General features: G+C 58.8%; 21 protein-coding genes. 9 read left to right on the top strand and 12 right to left on the bottom strand.

Annotation, left to right across the window (positions count from 1 at the left end; all coding sequences use genetic code 11):
• The first annotated feature begins 30 nt into the window (after positions 1 to 30).
• The gene (serB, locus tag EDC30_RS00295) at positions 31 to 879 is read left to right on the top strand and encodes a phosphoserine phosphatase SerB (protein ID WP_132256234.1); all 849 of its coding nucleotides are present in this window, start codon (positions 31 to 33) and stop codon (positions 877 to 879) included.
• A 43-nt stretch (positions 880 to 922) separates the two neighbouring features.
• On the opposite strand, the gene EDC30_RS00290 is transcribed toward serB, so the two are convergent.
• The 5 genes from EDC30_RS00290 to EDC30_RS00270 form a co-directional block, all read right to left on the bottom strand.
• Positions 923 to 1,354, bottom strand: a complete 432-nt coding sequence (locus EDC30_RS00290; RefSeq protein ID WP_132256232.1) for an HIT family protein — start codon at positions 1,352 to 1,354, stop codon at positions 923 to 925.
• Between the two features lie 192 nt (positions 1,355 to 1,546).
• Complete coding sequence (locus tag EDC30_RS00285) at positions 1,547 to 2,086, bottom strand: SRPBCC family protein (protein ID WP_207907189.1); 540 nt, start codon at positions 2,084 to 2,086, stop codon at positions 1,547 to 1,549.
• Positions 2,087 to 2,403: 317 nt separating this feature from the next.
• Positions 2,404 to 3,909 (bottom strand): CoA-acylating methylmalonate-semialdehyde dehydrogenase, encoded by a 1,506-nt coding sequence (locus EDC30_RS00280; RefSeq protein WP_132256230.1) that lies wholly within the window; start codon positions 3,907 to 3,909, stop codon positions 2,404 to 2,406.
• Between the two features lie 67 nt (positions 3,910 to 3,976).
• Entirely contained in the window at positions 3,977 to 4,879 is a 903-nt protein-coding gene (gene mmsB / locus EDC30_RS00275; protein WP_132256228.1) for a 3-hydroxyisobutyrate dehydrogenase, read from the bottom strand.
• A 52-nt stretch (positions 4,880 to 4,931) separates the two neighbouring features.
• Positions 4,932 to 6,143, bottom strand: coding sequence for an ABC transporter substrate-binding protein (locus EDC30_RS00270; protein ID WP_424446885.1), 1,212 nt, complete (start codon positions 6,141 to 6,143; stop codon positions 4,932 to 4,934).
• A gap of 113 nt (positions 6,144 to 6,256) precedes the next feature.
• On the opposite strand from EDC30_RS00270, the gene EDC30_RS00265 reads away from it, so the two are divergent.
• The 3 genes from EDC30_RS00265 (at position 6,257) to EDC30_RS00255 (ending at position 10,725) form a co-directional block, all read left to right on the top strand.
• A complete protein-coding gene (locus EDC30_RS00265) occupies positions 6,257 to 7,183 on the top strand; it encodes a LysR family transcriptional regulator (protein ID WP_132256226.1) in 927 nt (308 codons plus the stop codon).
• Positions 7,184 to 7,290: 107 nt separating this feature from the next.
• Entirely contained in the window at positions 7,291 to 7,653 is a 363-nt protein-coding gene (locus EDC30_RS00260) for a DUF4870 family protein (RefSeq protein WP_132256224.1), read from the top strand.
• A gap of 300 nt (positions 7,654 to 7,953) precedes the next feature.
• Entirely contained in the window at positions 7,954 to 10,725 is a 2,772-nt protein-coding gene (locus EDC30_RS00255; RefSeq protein WP_132256222.1) for a bifunctional diguanylate cyclase/phosphodiesterase, read from the top strand.
• A gap of 18 nt (positions 10,726 to 10,743) precedes the next feature.
• Here EDC30_RS00255 and EDC30_RS00250 read toward each other — a convergent pair whose 3' ends face one another.
• The 4 genes from EDC30_RS00250 to phaC form a co-directional block, all read right to left on the bottom strand.
• On the bottom strand, positions 10,744 to 11,910 hold the full coding sequence (locus tag EDC30_RS00250; RefSeq protein ID WP_132256220.1) for a cystathionine beta-lyase: 1,167 nt from the start codon (positions 11,908 to 11,910) through the stop codon (positions 10,744 to 10,746).
• 146 nt (positions 11,911 to 12,056) lie between these two features.
• Positions 12,057 to 13,418: a 30S ribosomal protein S12 methylthiotransferase RimO gene (gene rimO, locus EDC30_RS00245; protein ID WP_132256217.1), complete on the bottom strand. Its 1,362-nt coding sequence runs from the start codon at positions 13,416 to 13,418 to the stop codon at positions 12,057 to 12,059.
• A gap of 100 nt (positions 13,419 to 13,518) precedes the next feature.
• Entirely contained in the window at positions 13,519 to 14,088 is a 570-nt protein-coding gene (gene phaR, locus EDC30_RS00240; protein WP_132256215.1) for a polyhydroxyalkanoate synthesis repressor PhaR, read from the bottom strand.
• Between the two features lie 212 nt (positions 14,089 to 14,300).
• Positions 14,301 to 16,010, bottom strand: a complete 1,710-nt coding sequence (phaC, locus tag EDC30_RS00235; protein ID WP_243656588.1) for a class I poly(R)-hydroxyalkanoic acid synthase — start codon at positions 16,008 to 16,010, stop codon at positions 14,301 to 14,303.
• A 70-nt stretch (positions 16,011 to 16,080) separates the two neighbouring features.
• Here phaC and EDC30_RS19565 point away from each other — a divergent pair, with 70 nt between their 5' ends.
• Positions 16,081 to 16,395, top strand: coding sequence for a hypothetical protein (locus EDC30_RS19565; protein ID WP_243656628.1), 315 nt, complete (start codon positions 16,081 to 16,083; stop codon positions 16,393 to 16,395).
• A gap of 26 nt (positions 16,396 to 16,421) precedes the next feature.
• Here EDC30_RS19565 and pgeF read toward each other — a convergent pair whose 3' ends face one another.
• Both pgeF and EDC30_RS00220 read right to left on the bottom strand, forming a co-directional pair.
• Positions 16,422 to 17,216, bottom strand: a complete 795-nt coding sequence (gene pgeF, locus EDC30_RS00225) for a peptidoglycan editing factor PgeF (RefSeq protein WP_243656627.1) — start codon at positions 17,214 to 17,216, stop codon at positions 16,422 to 16,424.
• Between the two features lie 5 nt (positions 17,217 to 17,221).
• The gene (locus EDC30_RS00220; protein WP_132256211.1) at positions 17,222 to 18,253 is read right to left on the bottom strand and encodes an RluA family pseudouridine synthase; all 1,032 of its coding nucleotides are present in this window, start codon (positions 18,251 to 18,253) and stop codon (positions 17,222 to 17,224) included.
• A gap of 41 nt (positions 18,254 to 18,294) precedes the next feature.
• On the opposite strand from EDC30_RS00220, the gene EDC30_RS00215 reads away from it, so the two are divergent.
• Entirely contained in the window at positions 18,295 to 19,092 is a 798-nt protein-coding gene (locus EDC30_RS00215; RefSeq protein WP_132256209.1) for an outer membrane protein assembly factor BamD, read from the top strand.
• Positions 19,093 to 19,207: 115 nt separating this feature from the next.
• Here EDC30_RS00215 and yaaA read toward each other — a convergent pair whose 3' ends face one another.
• On the bottom strand, positions 19,208 to 19,984 hold the full coding sequence (gene yaaA, locus EDC30_RS00210; RefSeq protein WP_132256207.1) for a peroxide stress protein YaaA: 777 nt from the start codon (positions 19,982 to 19,984) through the stop codon (positions 19,208 to 19,210).
• Positions 19,985 to 20,015: 31 nt separating this feature from the next.
• On the opposite strand from yaaA, the gene EDC30_RS00205 reads away from it, so the two are divergent.
• From EDC30_RS00205 to EDC30_RS00195, 3 genes are all read left to right on the top strand, one after another.
• A complete protein-coding gene (locus tag EDC30_RS00205; RefSeq protein WP_132256205.1) occupies positions 20,016 to 20,456 on the top strand; it encodes a putative toxin-antitoxin system toxin component, PIN family in 441 nt (146 codons plus the stop codon).
• A gap of 87 nt (positions 20,457 to 20,543) precedes the next feature.
• A complete protein-coding gene (locus tag EDC30_RS00200; RefSeq protein WP_132256203.1) occupies positions 20,544 to 21,749 on the top strand; it encodes a pyridoxal phosphate-dependent aminotransferase in 1,206 nt (401 codons plus the stop codon).
• Positions 21,750 to 21,916: 167 nt separating this feature from the next.
• The gene (locus EDC30_RS00195; RefSeq protein ID WP_132256202.1) at positions 21,917 to 23,050 is read left to right on the top strand and encodes an HD-GYP domain-containing protein; all 1,134 of its coding nucleotides are present in this window, start codon (positions 21,917 to 21,919) and stop codon (positions 23,048 to 23,050) included.

Raw genomic sequence — 23,050 nt, 5'->3', positions numbered from 1 at the left:
GTTTAATTTTGCCGAGAACCTGAAAAAAGCATGAACCTGATTTTGCAAGGCGCCGCCGCGCGCGCCGACATCGAACGCATCGCCGCCCTGGCACAGGCCGAATCCATCACCGAGCTTGGCGTCCATGCCTGGCGTTGCGAAGGCGCGCTGCGCAGTGAAGAGACGGTCGCCGCGCTTGAAGCCGCGTGCCAAGCTGCGAAGCTGGATTACACCTTCGTCATGCCCAACCAGCGCCTGTCGGACTTCAAGCTGCTGGCCATGGACATGGATTCGACCCTGATCACAATCGAGTGCATCGACGAGATCGCCGACATGCAAGGCTTGAAGCCGCAGGTGGCTGAAATCACCGAAGCGGCCATGCGCGGTGAAATCGAATTCCGCGAAAGCCTGGCGCGCCGCGTCGCGCTCCTGAACGGCCTGGATGCCTCTGCCCTGCAACGCGTCTATGACGAGCGCCTGAAGCTTTCGCCCGGCGCGGAAAAACTGATTGCCGCCGCCAAGCAAGCCGGTCTGAAGACCCTGCTGGTGTCGGGCGGCTTCACTTTCTTCACCGACCGCATCAAGGAACGCCTGGGCCTGGACTATACCCACTCCAATCGCCTGGAAATCAACGACGGCAAACTGACCGGGCGCGTCATCGGCGGCGTCGTCGATGCCGAGGAAAAGAAAAATACCGTGCTGCGCGTCTGCCGCGAGATTGGCGCCTCGCCGGCGCAAGCCATCGTCATGGGCGATGGCGCGAATGACCTGGCGATGATGAGTGTGGCAGGCCTGTCAGTGGCCTACCGCGCCAAGCCGGTGGTGCGCGCCCAGGCTGACGTGGCATTGAATTTCGTCGGCCTGGACGGCGTCCTGAACCTGTTCGATCAAGCAGCCTGAGCAATCAAGCGATGGGCAAGCGCCGCTGCCCGTCGCAAATAACTCAACCGGCATCCGCGGGCAGCGCAGCGATAATCCGCTCCGCGATTGCGCGAAGATGCGCGGTCTCCGCAGGCACTGTGGCATGCGGCCTCAGAGGTTCGTTGGCGTGCCTGGGGATGACATGGAAGTGAACATGGGGCACGGTCTGGCCGGCTGCGCTGCCATTGAACTGGGCAATCATGACGCCCGGCGGGTTCAATGCTGCCTTGACTGCCGTTGCCACCTTATGAGTCGTGCGAATGCAGGCCGCGGCGGATTCGACGGAAAGTTCGAATATTTCTACAGCCGGTTCTTTCGGCAAGATGAGCACATGCCCCTCGGACTGCGGCATGATGTCCATGATCGCGATGGTGGCGTCATCTTCGTACACCCTGATCGAAGGCAGCTCTCCACGCAAAATTCTGGCGAACGGGTTTTGGGAATCGTAGTTCATGAGTGAGCAAAGCTTTCCAGAGTATGCTTCCTCGCCCTTATCGGCCTTTTCAATTCAAATTCAACTGGCCTTTACCGCAAAGTTTTTTCAGGTGAGAAGCGTTTCCGATTGTAGCACCTGACCTGGAAAGCTTGCAGCGACGTAAGCCGTCACGACGTGACGGCTCCGCAGAGATAATACAGAGATGAATATTTAGTGCGTTACCGAACCGCGCCATGCCCCGGTCTCGGCGCCATGACTCTCCAGCAGCTTCTTGAACTTGCGCAGGTTTTCCTTGGCCTGCATCTTCACCGCGCCAAAGGAATCGGCAGCTTCCTCCGCCATCGTATCCGGCAGATAGCTCATCTGCATTGTGATGCGGGTACGGTCTTCAGCGATCGGCTCGAACGTGACGATGCCTTCATTGGCCACGCCCGAGATGCTGCGCCATGCGATGCGCTGATCCGGGATCTGCTCGGTGATTTCGGCATCCCATTCCTTTTCCTTGCCTGCGATAGTCGCGCGCCAGTGCAGCTTGGTATCAGTCAGCTGCCTGATTTCCTGCACGCTGCTCATAAACCGGGGAAATTCCTCGAACTGCGTGAATTGGTTATAAGCAGTGCTGACCGGCACATTAACTTCAATCGATTCGCTCACGGAAGACAGTTCTCCCGAACGGTTTCGCTTCATGGCTTTGGACAGGATCATGCCGCCGGCGGCTACTGCTGCAACAGTCAGAATTCTTCCGAGCATATTAATCTCCGTTGTGATTTGGCATAAAAGCCAATTCGACATCGATGTGCCGGCAAGGTTCGATTGAGCGAATAAGGTCGTTGGCGCCGCCTTGGCCTTTATAAAGAACAATTATTGAAAGCCCCTGACTGCATGCGGCCACTGAAGCAATCTCATTCAAACCAGATGAGCGATAGCGGCGTTACAAGAATGCTTTACTACCGATAACCGCCGCAAGAATCCAAATAAAAAAACCGCCGGATGACCAGTCCGGCGGCTATCAATGCATCGCATCGACCCGGCATGCTTCTCGCGACCGGGCCAGCAGTTTTCTCTTTTCAGGCGCTGGCGTCGAAAGCCAGGGAAACCGGCATGGCTTGCTGGTCCGGGTTGGGCCAGCGCTGCGATACGGTCTTCAGCTTGGTGTAGAAGCGCGCGGCATCTGGCCCGAACATGTGCGACTCGCCGAACTTGGAGCGGCGCAGGCCGCCGAAGTTGAAGTAGCCGACCGGCAGCGGCACCGGCACGTTCACGCCAATCATGCCAGCTTCCACCTCGCTCATGAAGCGGTGCGCCGACTTGCCGTCTCGCGTGAAGATCACCGCGCCGTTGCCGAACTCGTGCAGGTTGGTGATGGCAATCGCCTCGTCGAAGCTGGCGGCGCGCACGATGCCGCGCACCGGACCGAACACTTCCTGCTTGTAGAGTTCCATTTCGGTAGTGACATGGTCGAACAGGGTCGGGCCGATGTAGTAACCGTTTTCATGGCCCGCCACCTTGATGTCGCGGCCATCGATCACCATTTCCGCGCCGGCCTTGACGGCCTCGTCGATCGCGCGCAGCACGGTCTGCTTCGACTGCGCCGAAATCACCGCACCGAAATCCGCCGCCGGATCATTGTAAGGACCGATCTTCAGTGCATTAATCTTCGGGATCACCAGTTCGCGCAGGCGCTCGGCCGTAGCCTGCCCCACCGGCACCAGCAGCGACACCGCCATGCAGCGCTGGCTGGCCGAGCCGAAACCGGCGGAAACGAAGGCAGACGCCGCCGCTTCGAGGTCGGCATCCGGCATCACCACCATGTGGTTCTTGCCGCCGGTGAAGGAGGCCACGCGCTTGTTGTGCGAAGTGCCCTTCCGATAGATGTATTCGCCCACCGGGGTCGAACCGACGAAGCTGATGGCGGCGATACCCGGATGCTCCAGCATGCCGTCGACGATTTCCTTGTCGCCGTGGACGATATTGAATACGCCCTTGGGCAGACCGGCTTCCTCGCACAGGCGGGCGAATTCCATCGCCGCGCTCGGCACCCGTTCCGACGGTTTCCAGACGATGCCATTACCGACCGCGATGGCCATGGCCATCATTGCTACCGGCACCATGATCGGGAAGTTGAATGGAGAAATGATGCCGACCACGCCGACCGGCACGCGCATCGAAAAGACATCGATATCGCCGCCGACGTTGGTGGCGTATTCACCCTTGGTCACATGCGGCTCGTTGCAGGCGAATTCGATCGCTTCGATGCCGCGGCCGATCTCGCCCTTGGCGTCGAGGATGGTCTTGCCATGCTCGCGGCCGATGATCTCGGCCAGGCGATCGGTGTTGGCAATCACCAACTCGCGCAGCTTGAACATCACGGCCTGGCGCGCGGCATGCGATTGCCGTGCCCAGCGTTGACCAGCCTGCGCCGCGGTCGACACGGCACGGTCCAGAGTGGCGCGGTCGCCGTAATGCAGCCGCGCGATTTCCTCGCCGGTGGATGGATTGAAAACGGCGCCGGTGCGGCCGCCGCTGCCGGCGTCGAGCTCGCCGTTGATGTAGTGCGAAATGGTTTGCGTCATGATGTCTCTCTTTAATCTTGAAGATGTGGGAGGCGACGGCCGCAGCCACCGCCTGTGTGAATAATTGTCAGGACTCGGCGGACTCGAACATCCGGAAGATGCTGCCGAAATCGAGCTTGCCGTTACCGGCTGCGCTATGCAGCGCGAACAGGTTGCGCGCCAGCCCGCCCAGCGGCACGCTGGCGCGGATATCGGTGGCGGCTTCCATCGCCAGCCCGAGGTCTTTCAGCATCAGGTCGGTGGCGAAGCCACCGATGTAACCGCGCGCCGACGGCGAGGTTTCCAGGGTGCCCGGGCAAGGGTTATACGAATTGACCACCCAGCTTGCGCCCGAGCTCTTGCCCATGATTTCCGACAGCACCTTCGGATCCAGGCCGTGGGCGATACCCAGTTGCAGCGCTTCGCAGGTGCCGCTCATGATGATCCCGAGCAGCATGTTGTTGCAGACCTTGGCGGTCTGCCCCGCGCCATGGCCGCCGGCGTGAAAAATATTCTTGCCCATCTTTTCCAGCACTGGGCGCGCTTGATCAAGATCCTGTTCGGCGCCGCCGACCATGAAGGTCAGGGTCCCGGCTGCTGCCGCGGTCGTGCCGCCCGAAACCGGCGCATCGATCATGGCAACGCCTTTTTCCCGCGCCGCCTGCGCCACTTCACGCGCGGCGCTGGTGGAAATGGTGGAACTGTCGATAACCAGCGTGCCGGCCGGCAGTCGCGCGAGCAATCCCTCGCCCTCCTGCCCGCTACCCAGGTAAAGCGACTTCACATGGGCGGCTGCAGGCAGCATGCTGACGACCACTTGCGCGCCGTCCGCTGCCTGCGCGGCGCTGTCGGCGGTCTTGCCGCCCGCGGCTTCCAGCGCCTGCAGGGCTGCTGCGGAAAGGTCGAAGCCGGTGACCGTGAAGCCGGCCTTGACCAGGTTCTTCGCCATGGGCAAACCCATGTTGCCCAGGCCGATGAATGCGATATTCATGAGAATGATCCTTTGATGACGGGGCGCGCCGCGCCCCGGTTGACTGCTTGACTTATTTCTTCACCAGCGGGCACTGCGATAGCTCCAGCGGCTGGAATGCCTTGTCCGCGGGAATAGTGGCGCGCAGCTTGTAGTAATCCCATGCGCCCTTGGATTCTTCCGGCTTCTTGACCTCGACCAGGTACATGTCATGGATCACGCGGCCATCCGGGCGGATGCTGGCGTTACGCATGACGGCATCCTTGATCGGCAGTTCGCGCATCTTGGCGGAGACGGCATTGGCCTCGTCGGTCTTGGCAGCCGCTACCGCCTTCAGGTAATGCAGCACGCTCGAATACACACCGGCATGCACCTGGTTCGGCTTGGCCTTGTGGATCTTTTCGAAGCGCTCGGAGAACGCCTTGGTTTGCTCGTCATGGTTCCAATAGAAGCCTTCGGAGAAGATCAGGCCCTGCGCCAGCGGCAATCCCAGCGCATGCACGTCGGTGATGTTCAGCAGCAGGGCCGCCAGTTTCTGGTTCTTGCCGATACCGAATTCACGCGCGCCCTTGATGGCGTTGATGGCATCCTGCGTCGAATTAGCCAGGCCGATCACGTCCGCCTTGGAAGCCTGCGCCTGCAGCAGGAAGGACGAGAAATCGCTGGCGTTCAAAGGATGCTTGACCGCGCCGACGACGGTGCCGCCGTTGGCCTTGACCTGCTCAGACGCATCCTTTTCCAGCGATTGGCCGAAGGCATAGTCGACCGTCATGAAGTACCAGTTCTTGGCGCCGGCACGGGTCAGCGCAGCCGCCGCGCCAGCCGAGACGGAATAGGTATCGAACATCCAGTGGAAGCTGTTGGGCGCGCACTCGTCATTGGTCAGGCGGGAAGTCGCCGGGCCGTTGAACAGGCCGATCGCACCCTTCTCGCGCATCAGCTTCTGCACCGCGATCGCGGCGGCAGAGTTGGTGAGGTCGGCAAAAGCATCGACCTTTTCCACGTCCAGCCATTCGCGCGCCTTCGATGCGGCGATATCGGCCTTGTTCAGGTGGTCGGCCGACAGCACCTTGATCTTCATGCCCTTGCATTCGGCTTTCAGGCAATCCTCGATGGCCAGGTTGGTGGCGACCACCGAGCCCTTACCGCCGAACACCGAATACGGTCCGGACATATCGGTCAGCACGCCGATCCTGACTTCGCCATCCGAGATCTGCGCATGCGCAGCCATGGATGCGGCCATCGCCAGGGGTAATGCGGCCATGCGAATGAATTTGCTTGTCATTGTTGTCTCCTTATTTAATTGGAATTTGTAAAGCGATTGTAGGTAACAAATTTTGATTTTGGTTTTACAATAATTGCCGAGCAGCTATGCAAATTTGCATAACAAGGAGCGATATGAAACAACTCGACTGGGACGATTTCCGTGTATTTCTGGGCTTGGCCCGCGCACAGTCAGCGCTGGAAGCCTCCCACGTGATGGGAATGAACCAGTCGACCATCTCGCGCCGCCTGCGCAAGCTGGAAGACAATATCGGCGCCAAGCTTTTCGACCGCAATTCGCATGGCCACTTGCTTACCAGCGCCGGCCACCGGTTGCTGGAGCACGTGGAAAAGCTCGAAAGCACGCTGGCGGCGGTGGAGTCGGATGTCGCCGGCGACAGCCTGGCGCTGAACGGCGAGATACGCCTTGGCGCGACGGAAGGATTCGGCAGTTATTTTCTGGCGCCGCACCTGGCGCACTTCTGCACCCTGCATCCGGCGATCACGGTCGATCTGCTGCCTCTGCCCCGCCACGTCAATCTGACACGGCGCGAAGCGGATGCGACCATCACCATCGACCGTCCGACGACAGACAGTTTCGTCACCAGCAAGCTTGCCGAATACCGGTTGCTGCCGTATGCCACCCGGGAGTATCTCGATCAGCACCCGCCCATCCAGACACTGGCCGACCTGGCTTCGCACCGCTGGGTCGACTATGTCGATGATCTGATCTTCGCCGACCAGCAATTCACCCTGCAGAAATGGATGCCCGCCGTGCGGCCATTCTTACGCAGCACCAGCATCATCGCGCAACTTCAGGCGGCGTCTTCGGGACTAGGCATTGCGGTGCTGCCGTGCTTTATGGCCAGCGTGACGCCGGGCCTGATCCCGATCCTGCCCGAGCAAGTCGATATCACGCGAAAATTCTGGCTGGTCGCGCCGGCGGAACGGCGGGAGGTAGCGCGTATCAAGGCGCTATGGGATTACCTGCGCCGGGTAGCAGATTCCAATACGGATTTTTTGATGGGCCGCACAACTCGCATTCATTGGCTGACAACCTGAACAGAACATGCAGTTCGGCAAGGCGTCGCCTCGAAATGACGTCTACAATGACATCGTGGTACCGGAATCAAACGTCGATAAATTGCTAAGACCTACAAGGATTTTGAATGAACCAGGAATTGGTATTTGATCCGCAAACCGAGGGGCAGAGAGATCTCGTCTGGTGGCTTTACATCGGCCATGGCCTCAGCCTCGTGCTATCGCTGGGCCTGCTCAGCTGGGTGCCGCTTATCATCAATTACGTCAAGCGCGACGACGCCAGGGGCACCTTCCTTTATAGTCACCATAGCTGGCAAATCCGTTCTTTCTGGTGGTACCTGCTCTGGATGTTTGTGGGCGGCGTGTTGTTTCTGACCTTTGTCGGCATTCCCCTGGCCTGGCTGATCTGGTTCATCGCGCCGATCTGGAAGGCATACCGCCTGATCAAGGGTTTCCTCGATCTCGGTGCGAACAAGCCGATGCCTGTCTAGAAAGAATAGCTGGTCATTATTGAACGCGTCCGACAATAGCGCGTTCAATTTCCTTCAAGAAAGTCACATGCAAAGCACTAGACCGTGCGTCGACTGCAAAATTGTAACAAGGGCCTGAATTCGCAAAGAATCATTTGCTATAAAACAAAAATAATTGCATATTGGCGAAACAGAAATATTGTGTTGGTTTTTCTGCATTACAATTAGTTTTATTACAGCAAGTCTTGCGCGGCAACCCTGTATCTCAATGTCTGAGTGAGGCTGCATTGCCGCTAGGCTGGATACTCGAGTCGCCCATCCGTGCAACCCAACTACTCCACATTGCTCAAGCAGCTCAAACAGCTCGGGGCCGCAAATCCTGGCGAGCCGCCCGGTATTGAGCAATGGATGGAGTTTCTGGAGCAAGTCAGCAACGTTTGCGCGGACATGGCGCTTGATCCCGGCAATGCCGCGCGTATCCGGCCCGTCTCTCTTTCCGAAATCCAGGAATTATCCAGCCGCATCGAAGAGACCCAGCGCATCGCCGGGCTGGGTGACTGGTCGTTCGACCGCAAATCCGGCCAGGGCAAATGGTCGCGCGAATGCTATCGCATCTTTGGCTTGTCGCCCTCGGCGCCGATGCCGACGTATAAGGAATTGTCACGCCAGATTCATCGCGACGACCGCCTTTACGTCAAGGACCGCGTCGAAGCGGCGCTGCATGACGCCCGCAAATTCGAAATCGAATTCCGCTACCACCTGCCCGATGGCGAAGTCCGCTGGGTGCGCGCGATCGGCCAGCCGGTAAAAAATGCACGAGGCCAGGTATGCCGCCTGTTCGGCACGGTCATGGACGTCAACAGCCGCAAGCTCATCGAAGTGCGGCAATCGATGGAACACACGGTGGCGCGCCTGCTGGCGGAATGCGATTCGCCGGTGGAAGTGATCCCGGAGATCATCGAGACCATCTGCTCCACTTTCGGCTGGGTCTGCGGCGCGCTCTGGATGCCGGACAAAAAGGCAGGATTATTGCGGCGCGCGGCGACATGGGCTCTGCCCCGCCCCGATATCGAGCAATTCTTCCATAATACGCCCGACCAGATTCCCTTGCCCGCCGGCGCCGCCCTCTCCAGTCGCACGCTGCGCGTGGCGCGCGCCGACTGGTTTCCGGATGCCTCGCGCGGCGAACATTTCGAGCGCGCCAAGGAAGCGGCGGCGACCGGACTCCACGGCTGCCTGGCCTTTCCGTTGCAGGCCGCCGGCGAAATCCTCGGCATCATGGAATTCTTCGGTTTGCAGCCGCACGAAGCCGACCGTGAAACGATGCAAAGCGCGCACTTCATCGGCCGCCATATCGGCCAGTTCTTCCAGCGCAAGCAGGTGGAAATCGCCCTGCGCGAGAGTGAAGCCCACTTCCGCGCGCTGGTTGAACAGGCGTCCGACAGCTTCTACGTGCATGACATGAATGGCCGCTTCATCGACGTCAACCAGCGGGGTTGCGAAGGCCTGGGTTATACGCGCGAAGAACTGCTCAGCATGTCGGTGCAGGATATCGACCTGGACCTGACGACCCGCGAACTCAAGAAGCTGACCGGCAAGCTAACAGCCGGCACGCCGATCGCCCGCGAAAGCCGCTACCAGCGCAAGGATGGTTCGACCTTTCCGGTTGAAATACGCATGGGCCCGATCGACATCAACGGCCGCCAGCACTTGCTGTCGCTGGTGCGCGATGTCACCGAACGCAAGGAAATGCAGGATCACATCCAGCATCTGGCTTACCATGATTCGCTGACCAATTTGCCGAACCGGGCGATGTTCAATCGCCACCTGTGCCACGCCATCGACCAGGCTGCCCGGCACGGCAAATCGCTCGCGGTATTGTTCATCGATCTCGACCGCTTCAAGTACGTCAACGATACCCTCGGCCACGATGCCGGCGATCGCCTGCTGCAGGAAATGTCGCGGCGCCTGAGCAATGCCTTGCACGGCGACCTGGTGGCGCGCCTGGGCGGCGACGAGTTCGTGGTGCTGCTGGAAGACATACACGATTCCGAACACGTCAGCCATGTCGCGCAAAAAATCCTGACTGCGCTGGTGGAAGAACTGCCGCTCAATGGCCAGCGCATCCACATCACGGCCAGTATCGGCGTATCGATCTTCCCCGAAGATGGCGAAGACGAGTTCGCGCTGATGAAGCATGCGGACATCGCGATGTACCGCGCCAAGGACCGAGGTAAGAACAACTTCCAGTTCTATTCCGCCTACATGAGCCAGCACGCGGCCAAGATGCTCGCGCTGGAATCGAGCCTGCGCCGCGCCATCGAGCGCGAGGAACTGGTGCTCTACTATCAGGGCAAGGTGGAAACCCGCACGGGCCGCATCAGCGGGGTGGAATCGCTGGTGCGCTGGCAGCATCCGGAACTGGGCCTGCTGTCTCCGGACCAGTTCATTCCGCTCGCCGAAGAAACCGGGCTGATCGTGCCGCTGTCGAAATGGGTATTGCGCGAAGCCTGCAAGCAGGTCTGCGAATGGCAACGGCAAAACCTGCCGCCGCTGAACGTTGCGGTGAACCTGTCGGCGCGGCAGTTCGTCGACGATCACCTGCTGGAAGACACAGCCCTGGTGCTGCGCGAACTGGGCATGGACCCCACCCTGCTGGAACTGGAAATCACGGAAAGCATGATGATGCATAATCCGGAGCACACGATCCAGATCCTGCAAGGATTGAAGGCCATGGGCATCCGCATTGCCATCGACGACTTCGGCATCGGCTACTCATCCCTGTCCCACCTGCGCCAATTCCCGATCGACATCATCAAGATCGACCGCTCCTTCATTCAGGATGTGCCGGGCGATCCGGCTGACGAAGCCATTACCGAAGCCATCATTGCCATGGGCAAGAGCCTGAAGATCACGGTGGTGGCGGAAGGCGTGGAAAAACCGGAACAGCTGCAATTCCTCTCCGATCTCAGCTGCGAAGAAATCCAGGGCTACTTCTTCAGCAAGCCGCTGCCGGCCAAGGATTTCACCAAGCTCCTTTGGCGCAACCTCGCGCCGGTTGCCGTGCCCAGCAGGCGTCCGGCGGCGAAGTAATCAGCGGCAAACAGCTCGTCACAGAGCTTGGAGCGCTTGCTCCAGATCTGCAATCAAGTCATCCGGATCTTCCAGCCCGATATTCAGACGCACTAACTGGCCCTTGTACGGCCAGTTTTTTCGCATGGTCTGCATACGATAAGGGACCGCAAGACTGCCTGCTCCACCCCAGCTGAAGCCGATCTTGAACAGCTTGAGGCTGTCGATGAAACGATCCGTCTGTTCCTCGCTGTAGCGTTCATTGAAGATGACCGAGAACAATCCGCCCGCACCGGTGAAATCCCGCTTCCAGTTTTCATGGCCAGGACAGTCGGGCAAGGCTGGATGCAGCACGCGATCGATTTCCCGCCTGCTCTTGAGCCATGCCGCCACCTTGAGGGCGCCATCATTATGGGCAGCCAAACGCAATTTCAATGTCGGCAGACTGCGCAAGACCAGGTAGGCATCATCCATGCCGACGCCAAAGCCCAGGCGCATATGCGCGGTATCGAGTTTGCGGTGTAATGACGGGTCGCGGGTGATCACCGCTCCCATCAGCACATCGGCGCCGCCGGACTGGTACTTGGTCAGCGCCTGCATGACGATATCGGCGCCGAGATCGAAAGCACGCAATCCGATGCCGGCCGTCCAGGTATTGTCGAGCGCCACCAGCACACCCTTCTCGTGCGCGGCGCGACAAATGGCGGGCAAATCCGGCACTTCCATCGATACCGACCCCGGCGACTCCGCCCAGATCAGCCGTGTATTCGGTTGAATAAGGCTGGCGATGCCCGTGCCGATCATGGGATCGTAAAAGCGGGTGGTGATGCCGAAATCGCGCGCGAGCCAGTTACCGAGTTCGCGATTGGGGTTATAGACGTTATCGGGGATCAGGACATCGTCGCCGCTCTTCAACAGCGCAAAGTCGACCATGGCAATCGCGGCAAGCCCGCTTGGCGCAAGCAGGCAATGCTTGCCATCCTCGATTTCGGCGAGCCGCGCCTCCAGGGTGAAGCTGGTGGGCGTGCCATGCAAGCCATAGGTGTAGCCGGATTTATCTTGCCAATTGCGCGAGCGCAGCGCCGCCACATTCGGAAACAGCACCGTGGAGGCATGGTGAATCGCGGTCGGAAAAGCGGCGAATCCTTCGGGAGCCGTGTAATCGCTATGAACCAAGCTGGTCTGCAAAGATTTTTCAGTGCTCAAGTCATGCCTCCTACACCATGATCATGCCGTGACAGGACGCTGTCCGGGTTGCTCGGATTGTCCAAATAGGCAGCGAATAGCCAGCAAACAACCCTCAGACCACCAGCGGTCATTCCTAACCTGGCCGCCGGGCTCCTTCGTTCTCTTTACGCTTCAGCCCACAGATCATGGGCATCGGCTGCAGTGACGTCGACCTCGACAAATTCACCGACCTTGAGCTGGCGATGCGGTTCGAAGGGCCGCTTGACGTAGACGACGCCATCGATTTCCGGCGCATCCGCGGTTGTGCGGCCGACGCCGTTGCCGTTCGCCTCGACTTCGTCGATCAGCACCCGCAAGGTTTTGCCAACCTTGGCTTCCATGCGTTTTTTGGAAATCTCTTCCTGCAGCAGCATCACGCGCGCGCGACGCTCTTCGCGCACTTCTTCCGGCACCGGGTTGGCCAGCGCATTGGCGGTGGCGCCTTCGACAGGCGAATAAGCAAAGCACCCGAGGCGGTCGATCTTGGCCTCTTTAAGGAAGTCGAGCAGGTATTCGAATTCGGCTTCGGTCTCGCCGGGAAAGCCGGCGATGAAGGTCGAACGAATCGTCAGGTCCGGGCACATCTTGCGCCAGGCGGCGATGCGCTCGATATTCTTTTCGCCGCTGGCCGGACGCTTCATGCGCTTCAGGACATCCGGATGCGCGTGCTGCAGCGGCACGTCCAGGTAAGGCAGGACATGGCCTTGCGCCATCAGCGGAATGATTTCGTCGACATGCGGGTACGGATATACATAATGCAGGCGCACCCATGCTCCATATTGCGCCGCCAGCTCGCCCAGCGCCGTGACCAGTTGCGTCATGTGGGTCTTGATCGGCTTGCCGTTCCAGAAGCCGGTACGGAACTTGACATCGATGCCGTAAGCGCTGGTGTCCTGCGAAATCACCAGCAATTCCTTGACGCCGGCCTTGAACAGGTTTTCCGCTTCGAGCATGACATCAGCCACCGGTCGCGACACCAGGTCGCCGCGCATCGACGGGATGATGCAAAAGCTGCAGCGATGATTGCAGCCTTCGGAAATCTTCAGGTAGGCGTAATGCTTGGGCGTGAGCTTGACACCCTGCGCCGGCACCAGGTCAGTAAAAGGGTCGTGCGGTTTTGGCAGGTGCTGGTGCACGGCGCTCATGACTTCGCCGACTGCATGCGGACCGGTCACGGCCAGCACCTTGGGATGCACCTTCTGGATGATGTCGTCGCCATCGGCATCCTTCTTGGCGCCGAGGCAGCCGGTGACGATGACCTTGCCGTTTTCATTCAGGGCCTCGCCGATGGCATCGAGCGATTCCTGCACGGCGGCGTCGATGAAGCCGCAGGTATTGACGATCACGAGGTCGGCGCCGTCATAGGATTTGGCGGTGTCATATCCCTCGGCACGCAATTGCGTCAGGATCTGCTCGGAGTCGACCAGTGCCTTGGGGCAGCCAAGGGAAACGAAACCGACTTTTGGAGTGGAAGAAGCGTTGGACATAGAAAAAGGGTACAAGAGCGAATCCGCTATTGTACCCTCTTGTGCCCTGTCAATCGCGTCGCTGGCTGTATAAACCGGCACGCGATCACGGCAAATCCGACTACTTTTCTTCGCCTTCTTTTTTATCCGCGGGTTGCACGAAAGGAAAGACGCCGAACATGTTCTTGGTCTGGTTTTGCATCTGTTCCTGCATCTGCAGGAACATGTTCTTGCTTTGCTCGATGTAGTTGCTCATCATGCCTTGCATCATCGGCCCCTGGACATTCATGAACTGGGTCCACATCTCGGGGCTGAACGGCTTGCCCTCGATAAAACCCTTAGAGCTTTCAGCCAGCTTGTTCTGGATTTCGATGAAAGCCTGGATATTTTTTTCCAGGTAAGAGCCCATCATGCCCTGCATGGCGTGACCGTAGTAACGGATGATCTGCGACAGCGCATCGCTGGAAAACATCGGCGTACCGTTGGACTCTTCTTCCAGGATGATCTGCAGCAGGATGCTGCGAGTCAGATCTTCGTTGGTCTTGGCATCAACGACGGCAAAAGTCTCATTGTCAAGCACCAGCTGTTTTACATCGCTCAACGTGATGTAAGAACTGGTTTGCGTGTCGTACAGACGACGGTTCGGGTACTTCTTGATCAAACGGTCAGAACTTTTTTGTCCGGTAGTCATTGAACTTCCAGTGTATTGCGCCGCAACGCATATCAGGCCGATAAAAGGATTGCGCCGTTCGACGCACCCCGAATTTTGTCATTATATTGCGATAAAACAAATATTTACGCAAATTTGACGAAATTTTACGTCAAATGCTGCGCTGCAGGTGGACAAGTTACTTGCCCCCCGCTGATTATCGATCAATTTCGTTCTGCGGACTTTTACCGTTTTCAAGCCTTGGCCTTGACATAACGTCCAGGTGCCGGCTCGATGGGCGTGTATTCGTCATTGCCGTATCTAGTAGGCGCCTTGACCTTTTTGCCCGCATGCTCCGCCAGGAAAGCCGCCCACTCATCCCACCAGCTGCCAGGCTTTTCGGTCGCAGTTTCGAGCCAGGTGTCGGCATCGGTGATCGGCTTGTCGTTGACCCAGTGACTGCGTTTTTTCTTGGCGGGCGGATTGATCACGCCGGCGATATGGCCGGATGCGCCGAGGATAAAGCGATTGCGCTCCGGCTTCTTCGGATTCAGGAGGCGCATCGAGGCAAAGGCAGATGTCCACGGCACGATATGGTCTTCCCGTGAACCGTAGATGAAGGTCGGCGCATCGATCAGGCCGAGGTCGACCTGCTCGCCGCAAATGACGAGGGCGCCCGGCTCCCTGAGCTTATTCTCGAGATACATGTTACGCAGGTACCAGGCATACATCGGCCCGGCCATGTTCGTGCTGTCGGCATTCCAGAACAACAGGTCGAACGGCGGCGGTGCCTCCCCCTTGAGGTAATTGGTCTTGACGTAGTTCCAGACGAGATCGTTCGGGCGCAGGAAGGCGAACACCGACGCCATGTCCCGTCCCTGCATCAGGCCTCCCTGTCCCAGGGTCTGTTCGCGCAGGCGCACGTGATTTTCATCGATGAAGACATCCAGCACGCCGGTATTTTCGAAGTCGAGCAGCGAAGTCAGCAAAGTCAGGCTGGCGAGCGGCTTTTCGCCGCGGGCGTACATGACGGCCAGCGCGCTCGAAATCAACGTACCGCCGACGCAGAAGCCGAAGGCATTGATCTGCTTTTGCCCGGAAACTTCCTGAGTCAGGTGGACTGCCTTGATGACGCCTTGCTCGACATAGTCGTCCCAGGTCGTCTTTGCCATCGACGCATCCGGATTACGCCAGGAAACCATGAACACAGTGTGTCCCAGTTCCACAAGGTGCTTGACCACGGAGTTTTGCGGCTGCAGATCGAGGATGTAAAACTTGTTGATGCAGGGTGGCACAAGAAGCAGCGGCTTTTGATAAACGGTCGCGGTTTGTGGACGGTACTGGATCAGCTGGAACAGCTCGTTTTCAAATACCACCGCGCCTTCGGTGATGGCGAGGTTCTTGCCGACTTCAAAGGCCGATTCATCGCTTTGCGAAATGCGTCCCTTGCGCATATCGGCCAGCAAATGATTGATCCCCTTGGTCAGACTCTCACCCTTGGTCTCGAGGATCTTTTTATGGACTTCAGGGTTGGTCGCAAAGAAGTTTGCCGGCGACATGGCATCGATGGTCTGCTGCACGGCGAACTGGATGCGCTGCTTGATCTTCGGCGGTGCCTGCACGGCATCGGCCATCGATTGCAGAAAACGGGAATTGAGCAGATAAGCGGCCGCAGTGAAAGCATGCAGCTTGTTGGATTGCCATTCACCCGAAGAGAAGCGGTTGTCTTCCAGAGCCGGCGTCTTGTCGGAAGCCAGTTCCTGCCAGAGCGAGGTGAATTGCTTGAGATAATCGCCCTGCAGCTGCGCGACAACGACCGGGTCGAGCTTGACTTCAGCATCGCCGAGCTTGAGGGCAAACGCATCAAATCCCGGCTGTGCCGCCTTGAACAAATCCTGGAATGCGCCGGGATCGGCGATCTGGGTCATCCACATGGTGGGATGCAGCGGAAGTGGAATATTCATGGCTGTCGGCTCTTTCAATTTGAGGTATCGTTCAGACCTGTCGATTTTGGCTGCTTCGGGAATTGAAATGCTGTTGATCGTGGCGATTGCCTGGATTTATGTCGTATTGCTGATGTCGCTTACCGAACACTCGGTGATTGCCGGCATTATGACCTTTTTACTGTACTGTGTGTTGCCTTTGACAACCGTTTTATATTTGATGGCAACACCACAAAGAAGGCGGCGCAACAAGGAGCCGGCAAACAGGACAGCAGTTACACAGCCGGATGGTTCTGAACGATCCATAATCGCCTCCGCCGATTCTTCAATCGCCGTGTCGCCGGAGCCAGCCTCAGGCGACCGAACTGACGCCTCACCCGGCCCGAAGACCGGTGAACTGCAATAATCCGTAAACCTTTATCCCGCTTTCACCTATGCCCGCAGCCAGATCAGGGAAGCCATGCGCCCGGTGACGCCGTCGCGACGGTAGGAATAAAAGCGCTCCCGCTCGGTCACGGTACAAAAGCTGCCACCCGAAATGCGCTCGACTCCCTGGCGCTGCAAGGCCAGGCGAGCCAGGTGGTAAATATCTGCCAAATGTTTGCCGGGGACCTTGAGATTCGGCACAAACGCGGTATCTGCCCTGGCATCGACGGCAACAAACGCTTGCCTGACTTCTTCCCCGACTTCAAAACTTGCCGGACCGATTGCCGGACCGAGCCATGCCAGGATCTCGCCCGCGCCGGCTGCGCGCATGGCGGCAATCGTATTGGCCAGCACGCCCGCAGCCAGGCCGCGCCAGCCGGCATGGGCCGCACCGACGACCCGTCCTTCGACATCGGCAAACAATACCGGCAGGCAGTCGGCAGTCATGATGGTACAGATAACGCCAGGAGTGGAGGCAATGCTGGCGTCGGCTCGCGGCGCGTCAGATTGGGCCGCATTAGCCCTTGGCGAGGCCTGTATCCTGGCGGAGTCCAGCACGTCGGTGCCGTGCACCTGGTTTAGCCAGGCCGGCTCGGCCGGCAGCAAGGCGCGCAAGCGGGCACGGTTCTGCGACACCGTGTCCAAGTCATCGCCGACGTGGGTGCCGAGATTGAATCCGCCGCCGCCCGAACCATCATCGTAGGGCTGGCGGCTGACGCCGCCGGTTCGCAACGTGGATAACACGCCCACGTTGGCCGGCAGGCCGGGCCACTCGGGAATGAAAACGCCAGGCACGCTCAAGAAATTCACTCCGGCGCCTGGATTCCGGCACGTTCCAGGAGAGCTGCGAAGTCGGCTGCCAGCGGCACGCTCCATTCGCACTCCTTGCCCGTTTGCGGATGAACCAGGCCCAGCCTGCAGGCTTGCAGGGCCTGGCGCGGGAATACCGGTGCCAGATGGGCCTTGCCGTAAAGGGGATCGCCTACCAGGGTGAAACCGATCGATTGCATGTGCACGCGGATCTGGTGGGTACGTCCGGTCTCGAGCCGGCAGCGCACCAGGCTGACGGCGCGGCCATCGATAGCCCCGGTGGCCACGCGCTCGAAATGGGTCAAGGCCGGTTTGGCGCTGGGGCTCTCGGTGACGGCCATTTTCAGGCGGTCGCGCGCATGGCGGCCGATGGCCGATTCGATCTTGCCGCGTGCCACAGGCGTGCCCCATACCAGCGCCAGGTATTCGCGCTTGACGGTACGGGCCTGGAGCTGGCGGACCAGGTCGGTATGCGCTTCCAGTGTCTTGGCGACCACCATCAGGCCGCTGGTGTCCTTGTCCAGGCGATGCACGATGCCGGCGCGCGGCACCCCGGCCAATGCGGGAAAGTGATGCAACAAGCCGTTCAGCAGCGTGCCGGACCAGTTGCCGGCGGCAGGATGCACCACCAGCCCGGCTGGCTTGTCCAGCACCAGGATGGCGTTATCCTCGTACACGATGGGCAAATCCATCGGCTCGGGCTTGAATGCCTGGTCTTCCGCCGCCGGTTGCGGATGAACCAGCACCGTTTCATCGCCGAGCATCACGGATTTCGTCTTGGCTGGATGCCCATCCACGCTGACATGGCCGCTCTCGATCCATTGCTGCAGGCGACTGCGCGAATACTGCGGCAGCAGGCGCGACAGCACTTTGTCGAGGCGCTCGCCGCCGGCATCCGTCCCCAGGCGCAGTTCTATCGGCGCAGCCGTCCCGTCGTCGACGCCCTCTTGTCCGAATTCTTCGGCCTCGTCTTCATACAAAATTTCAGCCTCTTCCGGCGCTGCGGGTAATCTCTTGGTAAATCCCATCGGCTATAATCCGCCTATTGTCCAATTTGTAGCAAATTCACATGCAAAGAAAAATTCTGAATGCGGCGACCCTTGCCCTGGTCTTGTTGGTGTCGGCCTGCAGCTGGCTGCCGGAACAGATCGACGAAACCAAGGACTGGTCTGCCGGCCGATTATACTCGGAGGCGCAGTCGGAAATCGCCTCGGGTAACTACGAGAATGCGATCAAGAACCTGGAAAAGCTGGAATCGCGTTATCCGTTCGGCACTTATGCGCAACAGGCGCAGATGGACATTGCCTATGTTTATTACCGCCAGGGCGAGCAAGCCCAGGCGCTGGCAGCAACCGAGCGCTTCATCAAGCTTCACCCGAACCACCCGAACGTCGACTACATCTATTACCTGCGCGGTCTGATCAACTTTAACGACAAGCTCAGCCTGTTTAACTTCATGTCACGCCAGGATCCGACCGAGCGCGATCCGAAAGCGGCGCGCGAAGCATTCGACTCGTTCAAGCAACTGGTAGACCGCTTCCCGGACAGCAAATATACACCGGATGCCCGCGACCGCATGCGTTACCTGGTCAATGCGATGGCATCCTATGAAGTCCACGTAGCCGATTATTACTATCGTCGCGGCGCCTATCTGGCTGCGGCAAACCGAGCCCAGGTCGCGGTGCGCCAGTATCCCGACACCCCGCCGGCAGAGGAAGCGCTGTACGTCATGGTGCGTTCATACGATGCCCTGGGACTGGACAAGCTGCGCGACGATACCGAACAGATCCTGAAGTTGAATTATCCGAATAGCGAATATCTTCGCGGCGGCAAAAAGAAAGGCAAGACATGGTGGCAATTGTTCTGATTGCCAAGCCTTCATCGTAAAAGCCTGATTAGCCAAGAAGCTCATTGCCAGGCTTTTCAACGCAAAAGCCCCGCCTATCGATCTGGCGGGGCTTTTTTATTTGCCTGAATAAGGATCAATCTTCCACGCGGCGCCGGAATACCCAGGTATGCTCGCTGGAGCAATCAGGCTCGAAACGATAGCCGTCACTGTCGAATGCCCGCAGCGCATCCGGGTCGAGAATGCGGTTTTGCGCCGCATAGCGGGCCATCAAGCCGCGTGCGCGCTTGGCGTAAAAGGAAATGATCTTGTATTTGCCGCCTTTCCAGTCCTCGAACACCGGCGTGATGACCGGCACGTCGAGCAACTTCGGCTTGACGGATTTGAAATACTCCTCGGATGCCAGATTGACAAGTGCTCTGGAGCGATTTTCCGACAGGGCGACGTTCAAGCAAGCCGTGATGCGCTCGCCCCAGTAAGCATACAAATCCTTGCCGGCCGAGGTGGCCAGGCGTGTGCCCATCTCCAGCCGATAAGCTTGCATCAGGTCGAGCGGACGCAGCACGCCGTACAGACCGGATAAAATGCGGATATGCTGATGCACATAGTCCAGTTCCGGCTGCGCGAGCGTGACGGCATTCAACCCGTCGTACACGTCGCCGTTGAATGCGAGGACGGCCTGCTTGGCATTCTTGCGCGTGAATTTCTTCGACCAGGCGGCGTAGCGTTCATAGTTCAACAGCGCCAGCGGATCGGAGATCGACATCAGGCTGCCGATTTGCGCCGGCGACAGTTCTCGCAGGCGCTCGATCAGCCTGGCGGCCTCCGGAATAAATTGCGGCAGCGTGCAGGTATCGGTGACGGAAGGAGTTTCGTAATCGAGAGACTTGGCGGGCGACAGGACAATCAGCATCTATTTCAATAATTATTGGCACAACCTTGCAATGATACCCAATCGCGTCGTTCTTGATACTAACGTCTGCCTCGATTTATTCGTATTTCACGACCCTCGCTGGAACCAGCTGCTGGCGGCGCTGCGCGATGGCAGCGTGCACGCGGTGACACGCGCCGACTGCCGCCGCGAATGGCAAATCGTATTGGGTTATGCGCATCTTGAACTCGATGAAGACGCCCGGCTGCGTTGCGAAGCGGATTTCGATGCCCTGATCCGCGTGCTTCCGGAAACGGAAATCGTGCCGCTGACCGACATACGCTTGCCGGTATGCCGCGATCCGGATGACCAGAAATTCCTTGAACTGGCGCGCGACTCCCAGGCGAATATGCTCATCACCAAGGACAAGGCCTTGCTTAAACTTGGCAAGAAAACGCTGCGCTCCGGCCTGTTTCATATCCTGACGCCCGAAGCCTGGCCGCTGGCGGCTTGACGAATCGAACGAAGACTTAGCGCCAAAACGCTAGAATGGCGTTTTTATCACAGCACTCCCGATTATTTCCGTTTCCGTGATACCGACATGAGCACATCCGCCCTGCCCGCACAGTCCGCCGCCTCCGGCAATCAGCCTGCCACTCCGCGCCTGGTCTCGCGCCTGCCCAAGGTCGGCACCACGATATTTTCCGTGATGTCGGCGCTGGCGGCGGAAAAAGGCGCGGTCAATCTCGGCCAGGGCTTTCCCGATTTCGATTGCGACCCGGCGCTGGTGGATGCGGTTGCAGCTGCCATGCGCTCCGGTCTCAACCAGTATCCGCTGATGACCGGCGTGCCGGCCCTGCGACAGGCGATCGCTGCGAAAATTACGGCGATGTATGGCCGGAGCTATGATGCCGGCAGCGAGATCACGATCACGGCAGGCGCAACGCAAGCCATCCTGACGGCGATCCTGTGCTGCGTCCACCCGGGCGATGAAGCCATCGTCATCGAACCTGCCTACGACAGTTATGTTCCGGCAATCGAACTGGCGGGCGGGCGCGTCGTGACAGTGCAGATGGATATCAGCGATGCAGGCTATCGCGTGCCATGGGATAAGGTAGCCGCGGCCGTCACCATCAAGACGCGACTCATCGTCGTCAACACGCCGCACAATCCGACCGGCACGATCCTGCGCCCGGATGACCTTGAAGCGCTGGCGGATATCGTGCGCGGCACGGATATCCTGCTGCTTTCCGATGAAGTCTATGAGCACATGGTATTCGACGGCGTGCGGCACGAGTCGCTCAGCCGCCATCCTGAACTGGCGCAGCGCGCCTTCATCGTATCAAGTTTCGGCAAGACCTATCATGTCACCGGGTGGAAGGTCGGCTATGTCGCCGCGCCCGCCGCGCTGACTGCCGAATTCAGAAAAGTCCATCAGTTCAACGTCTTTACCGTCAACACGCCGGTTCAGCATGGCCTGGCTGCCTACATGGCCAACCCAGCGCCGTATCTGGAGCTGCCGGCGTTTTACCAGCGCAAGCGCGATCTGTTCCGTGAGGGCTTGAAAACTACGCGCTTCAAATTGCTGCCGGCCGAGGGGACGTATTTCCAGTGCGTCGATTATTCCGCCATCTCGGGCATGGGCGAGAACGAATTCGCGCAATGGCTGACTGCAGAAATCGGCGTGGCGGTCATTCCTGTCTCGGCGTTTTACCAGGAGCCGCGCGACTCCGGCATCGTGCGCTTTTGTTTTGCGAAGCGGGATGAGACCCTGCAAGCTGCGCTGAACAAACTCGCAGCGCTGTAAAAAGACAACGACTTATATTGACAGCACATGCAATAACGGCATCTAATAGCCAAACAAACAATGCCTAAGAATAAAGGCGACAATAATAGATAGAGACTGGCGGACTTCAACGCACATGAGAATCAAAGAAGCCGCCAGGACATCCGGTCAATTTTCCAGAAAGAGACATGGAAAAACACCGTATCATGATTGCCGACCTCGTGATCGGCACCCCTCTGCCATGGGACGTATTTGATTCCTCCGGCAAGCTATTGCTCGTCAAAGGCCACGTGCTGCAGCATGAGCGGCAAATCGAGATCCTGGCCGACCGCGGCCTGTTCATCGATGCGCAGGCAAGCGGTAAAAAACGCCAGCAAGTGGAACAGCAGGTCGAACGCCCGTCCGCTCTTCGGATGATCAACATGATCAACCGGCGGCTTGAAGCCTTGCTGGTGAATCTGGCCAACGAAACCGGCGTGCAAGACAAGCTGCTGGAAGTTGCCACTGCGCTCGTGCGGGTAGCCGCCAGCGAACCTGAAGTGGCACTGGCCAGCATCCTGCACAATCAGCAGTGCGGCATTTATCCGATCCGGCATAGCATCGATACAGCCATCGTTTCCGCGCTGGTAGCCCGCTCCATGCAAAAGCCGGAAGATGAAGTCATCCTGGTCGCGGCAGCTTCGCTGACCATGAATGCGGCAATGATCCGGCTGCAGGAAAAACTGCAGCATTCGGATGCGCCGCTCAGCCCTGAGGACGCAGCGCTCATCCGTGAACATCCGGAGGAAGGCGTACGCCAGTTGCGGCAGGCAGGCGTCACCAATCCAGAATGGTTGTCATGGGTGATGCACCATCATGAAAACGAAGACGGCAGCGGCTACCCGTTCGGCAAGCACGGCGCTGACATTCCGGTCAACGCCAAGATCATTTCACTGGCAGACCGTTATTGCGCACGCGTGTCGTCCCGAAATTACCGCAAGCCGCTATTGCCGAATGCCGCCTTCCGCGACATGCTGATGGTCGACAAAAACACGTTCGACCCGACACTGGCGACGATATTCATGCGGGAATTGGGAATTTATCCGGTTGGCACCTACGTGCGTCTGGAAAATGGCGAGATCGGCGTCGTCACTGCGCGCGGAGCCAGTACTACCACGCCCAAGGTACACGCGCTCATCGGTCCGCGCGGCGCTCCGCTCGTTCAGCCGCTCAAGCGCGATACGGAGAAACCGCTGTATGCCATTCGCGATGTGCTGACCGAAGACCAGGCGGCGATGCGTTTCAGCATGCATCAACTATGGGGAAGCGCCGCAGCTCTTTAA

It is taken from the genome of Paucimonas lemoignei, from assembly GCF_004342585.1.
GTDB classification, from domain to species: domain Bacteria; phylum Pseudomonadota; class Gammaproteobacteria; order Burkholderiales; family Burkholderiaceae_D; genus Paucimonas; species Paucimonas lemoignei.
This window is presented reverse-complemented; position numbering and strand designations above follow the sequence as displayed.

Bases quoted from the DNA above. Each gene is read 5' to 3' on its own strand.
- serB (WP_132256234.1), top strand. From the start codon at position 31: ATGAACCTGATTTTGCAAGGCGCCGCCGCGCGCGCCGACATCGAACGC.
- EDC30_RS00290 (WP_132256232.1), bottom strand. From the start codon at position 1,354: ATGAACTACGATTCCCAAAACCCGTTCGCCAGAATTTTGCGTGGAGAG.
- EDC30_RS00285 (WP_207907189.1), bottom strand. From the start codon at position 2,086: ATGCTCGGAAGAATTCTGACTGTTGCAGCAGTAGCCGCCGGCGGCATG.
- EDC30_RS00280 (WP_132256230.1), bottom strand. From the start codon at position 3,909: ATGACGCAAACCATTTCGCACTACATCAACGGCGAGCTCGACGCCGGC.
- mmsB (WP_132256228.1), bottom strand. From the start codon at position 4,879: ATGAATATCGCATTCATCGGCCTGGGCAACATGGGTTTGCCCATGGCG.
- EDC30_RS00270 (WP_424446885.1), bottom strand. From the start codon at position 6,143: ATGACAAGCAAATTCATTCGCATGGCCGCATTACCCCTGGCGATGGCC.
- EDC30_RS00265 (WP_132256226.1), top strand. From the start codon at position 6,257: ATGAAACAACTCGACTGGGACGATTTCCGTGTATTTCTGGGCTTGGCC.
- EDC30_RS00260 (WP_132256224.1), top strand. From the start codon at position 7,291: ATGAACCAGGAATTGGTATTTGATCCGCAAACCGAGGGGCAGAGAGAT.
- rimO (WP_132256217.1), bottom strand. From the start codon at position 13,418: ATGTCCAACGCTTCTTCCACTCCAAAAGTCGGTTTCGTTTCCCTTGGC.
- phaR (WP_132256215.1), bottom strand. From the start codon at position 14,088: ATGACTACCGGACAAAAAAGTTCTGACCGTTTGATCAAGAAGTACCCG.
- phaC (WP_243656588.1), bottom strand. From the start codon at position 16,010: ATGAATATTCCACTTCCGCTGCATCCCACCATGTGGATGACCCAGATC.
- EDC30_RS00220 (WP_132256211.1), bottom strand. From the start codon at position 18,253: ATGGGATTTACCAAGAGATTACCCGCAGCGCCGGAAGAGGCTGAAATT.
- EDC30_RS00215 (WP_132256209.1), top strand. From the start codon at position 18,295: ATGCAAAGAAAAATTCTGAATGCGGCGACCCTTGCCCTGGTCTTGTTG.
- yaaA (WP_132256207.1), bottom strand. From the start codon at position 19,984: ATGCTGATTGTCCTGTCGCCCGCCAAGTCTCTCGATTACGAAACTCCT.
- EDC30_RS00205 (WP_132256205.1), top strand. From the start codon at position 20,016: ATGATACCCAATCGCGTCGTTCTTGATACTAACGTCTGCCTCGATTTA.
- EDC30_RS00200 (WP_132256203.1), top strand. From the start codon at position 20,544: ATGAGCACATCCGCCCTGCCCGCACAGTCCGCCGCCTCCGGCAATCAG.
- EDC30_RS00195 (WP_132256202.1), top strand. From the start codon at position 21,917: ATGGAAAAACACCGTATCATGATTGCCGACCTCGTGATCGGCACCCCT.